The sequence below is a fragment of the Ideonella azotifigens genome, from assembly GCF_006519715.1.
In the GTDB taxonomy this organism is placed as follows: Bacteria; Pseudomonadota; Gammaproteobacteria; order Burkholderiales; family Burkholderiaceae_C; genus Ideonella; species Ideonella azotifigens.
The window spans coordinates 1-2899 of record NZ_VIDT01000678.1 but is presented as its reverse complement, the minus strand read 5'-3'; the positions used below and the strand labels follow the sequence as shown (position 1 = coordinate 2899).

Genomic DNA, 2899 nt, shown 5'->3' with positions numbered 1-2899 from the left:
CATCGGAAAGCCCAGCTTGGCGATGGGCACGCCGAAGCGGCTGGCCTCGCCGCACAGGCGCAGGTCGCAGCAGGCGGCGATCTCCAGCCCGCCGCCCACGCAGGCGCCCTCGATCTGCGCGACCATCGGCAGGTCGCACCACCACATGGCCTCCAGCGCCGGTGCCACCAGCTCTTCGTGGAAGTGGGCCAGCGTGTCGGCCTGGAAGCGGAAGGCCGGGAACTCCTCGATGTCGCCGCCCGCCACGAAGGCGCCGCCCGCACCCTGCAGCAGCAGCACGCGCACCTGGGGCTGCGTGGCCAGCGCGTCGAATCCGGTGCGCAGCTCGCGCCACATCTGCGCGTTCAGCGCGTTGAGCTTGCCCGGGTGGTCGAACACCACGCGGGCCACGCCCTGTGCGTCGGCAGGCAGGAAGTGGACTTGGCCGGTCATGCAGAGAAGCGCATCAATCGAGCTTTGCGCCAGAAGCCTTGACGACCTCGCCCCAGCGCTTGGTTTCGGACGCGGCGAACTTGCCGAAGTCGTCGCCCCAGAGGTTGGGCATGTTGGCGCCCAGGCCGTTCCAGATGCCTTTCAGCTCGTCGCTGGCAAAGGCCTTCTTCAACTCGGCCTGCATCGCGGCGACGATTTCCTTGGGCGTTCCCTTGGGCGCCCACAGGCCGTACCAGGTGGCGACCTGGTAGCTCGGCACGCCGGCTTCGATGGAGGTGGGCACGTCCGGGAAACCCGGCGCGCGCTTGTCTGAGGCGACGGCCAGCGCCTTGATGCGGCCGCTCTTGATGTGGGTAGCCGAAGAGGCCAGGCCGTCGAACATCAGGTCGACCTGGCCGGCCATCAAGTCCTGCAGCGCCGGGCCGGCGCCGCGGTACGGGATGTGGGTGATGAAGGTCTTGGTCTGCAGCTTGAACAGCTCGCCGGCCAGGTGGTGCGAGGTGCCGTTGCCGGCAGAGCCGTAGTTCAGCTTGCCCGGGTTCTTGCGCACATAGTCGAGCAGCCCGGCCAGGTCCTTGACCGGCACCTTCTGCGGGTTCACGACGATGACCTGCGGCACGCTGGAGATCAGGCCGACCGGCACGAAGTCGGTGTCCAGCTTGTAGTCCAGCTTCGGGTACATGGCCGGGGCGATGGCGTGGTGCACCGCGCCCATGAAGAAGGTGTAGCCGTCCGCCGCAGCATGGGCGGCAATGCTTGCGCCCACGGTGCCGCCGGCGCCGCCCTTGTTGTCGATCAGGAACTGCTTGCCGGTGTTGTGCGAGAGCACGGCCGACAGCGGGCGGGCGAAGGCGTCAGTGCCGCCGCCGGCCGGGAAGGGCACGATGATGGTGACGGGCTTGGCCGGCCAGGCGTCGGCCGCCAGCGCAGTGCCGGTCATGGCGGTGAGGCTGGCGAGGGTCAGGGCCGACAGCAGGCGGCGGCGGTGGAAGCTTGGGGTCACGCTGGGTTCCTTTGGGATGACTTGTTGGAATGGGTGCGGGGTCACAGCAGCGCGGCGATGGCGCGGGAATGCACCACCTCGCCGTTCACGAAACGCGCGTGGCAGGTGTCGATGCGCGCCAGGTCGTACAGGTAGTTCACCATCATGCCGGCCGATTGCTTCAAGCCTTTGGCAGCCAGGTTGGCATTCGGGTTCAGCCGCTCCAGGCGGGCGCCGTTGTCCAGGTGGAAACGGGCCACCGGGTCGCCGCCGGGCTGCGGCGAAAAATGGTTCAGGTAGAAGGCGGCCAGCTGCAGCAGCGCCTGCTGCACTTCCGGGCGCATTGCCTCGTGCGCGGCCGGGCGGGTGAGGGCGGCGAGGTCGCCGTCGCCCGCTGCAAGCAGGAGGGTGCGCGCGGCTTCCAGTTTCGCGGCGGCCGTGGTGCGCACGCCGGGCAGCTCGGCAAACGGCCCGGCCTTGCCCAGCCAGGCCATGAAGCCGGGAATGGGCGAGAGGGTGCAGAAAGTCTTGAGCTGCGGCAGCTCGTGCTTGAGCTGCTCGACCACGCGCTTGATCAGGAAGTTCCCCAGCGACACGCCGCGCAGCCCCGGCTGGCAGTTGCTGATCGAATAGAACACGGCAACCTTCCAGTCGCCCGGCGGCAGCGGCTCGGCGCGCTTGGCGATCAGCGGCGCGATCGCGTCGGCCATCGCCGGCACCAGCGCCACTTCCACGAAGATCAACGGCTCGTTGGGCAGCTGCGGGTGGAAAAACGCGAAGCAGCGGCGGTCGGGCTGCAGGCGGCGGCGCAGGTCGTCCCAGCCGTCGATTTCGTGCACCGCCTCGTGGCGGATCAGCTGCTCCAGCAACTGCGCTGGCGACTGCCAGCTGACTTCGCGCATCTCCAGGAAGCCGGGGTTGAACCAGCTGCCCAGCAGGTGCAGCAGGTCGGCTTCCACCGCCTTCAGCGCCGGCCGCTTGGGCAGCCGCTCCAGCAGCGCATGGCGCAGCGCGATCAAGGCCGCGGTGCCGCCAGGCGCACGGTTGATGCGACGGAACAGCTCCTGGCGCGGCGGCTCGACCAGCTCGCTGAGTCGGATCAGCGCTTCGGCATCGGGCTTTGCCGCGTAGGCTTGGGCGCCTTCGAGCACCGCCGCCGGGTTGGGGCTGAAGTCGGCCAGCAGCAGTTCGAAGAAGTCGTCCAGCCTGCGCACCGGGCCGTCGTCTCTCAAGATCGCCAGCTGTTCGATGACGCGCCTGGCGATCACCGGGCTGCTGGCTTCGCCGCGCAGCGAGAGCAGGTCATGGCAGTCCTGGCGCAGCTGGCGCACCGCGCGTTCGTGGCTGCGCGCCTGGGCTTTCTGAAGCAGTCCGTCAAGCATTCGGGTGGGCCTTGGCGTAGGTCTCTTGGGCTTCCTGGTCCCGAAGCGCCTTCAGCGCGACGAGCTGGGCCATCAGGTGGTCGTGCATCGCGCGTTCGGCGCG

At 68.9% G+C, this 2899-nt stretch carries 3 protein-coding genes; all 3 read right to left on the bottom strand.

From position 1 onward, the window contains the following. On the bottom strand, window positions 1-432 hold a 432-nt coding region (locus FKP22_RS26130), incomplete at its 3' end, for an enoyl-CoA hydratase/isomerase family protein (protein WP_141290779.1). 13 nt (window positions 433-445) lie between these two features. Further along, window positions 446-1372: a Bug family tripartite tricarboxylate transporter substrate binding protein gene (locus tag FKP22_RS26125; RefSeq protein WP_141290781.1), complete on the bottom strand. Its 927-nt coding sequence runs from the start codon at window positions 1370-1372 to the stop codon at window positions 446-448. Window positions 1373-1476: 104 nt separating this feature from the next. After that, window positions 1477-2796 carry a malonyl-CoA decarboxylase gene (locus FKP22_RS26120; protein WP_141290777.1) on the bottom strand — a complete coding sequence of 440 codons (1320 nt, stop codon included), beginning with the start codon at window positions 2794-2796 and terminating at the stop codon, window positions 1477-1479. Window positions 2797-2899 lie beyond the last annotated feature (103 nt).

What these genes read in the sequence shown, in the direction of transcription:
- FKP22_RS26125 (WP_141290781.1), bottom strand. Translation starts at nt 1,372, where the DNA reads ATGACCGGCACTGCGCTGGCGGCCGACGCCTGGCCGGCCAAGCCCGTC.
- FKP22_RS26120 (WP_141290777.1), bottom strand. Translation starts at nt 2,796, where the DNA reads ATGCTTGACGGACTGCTTCAGAAAGCCCAGGCGCGCAGCCACGAACGC.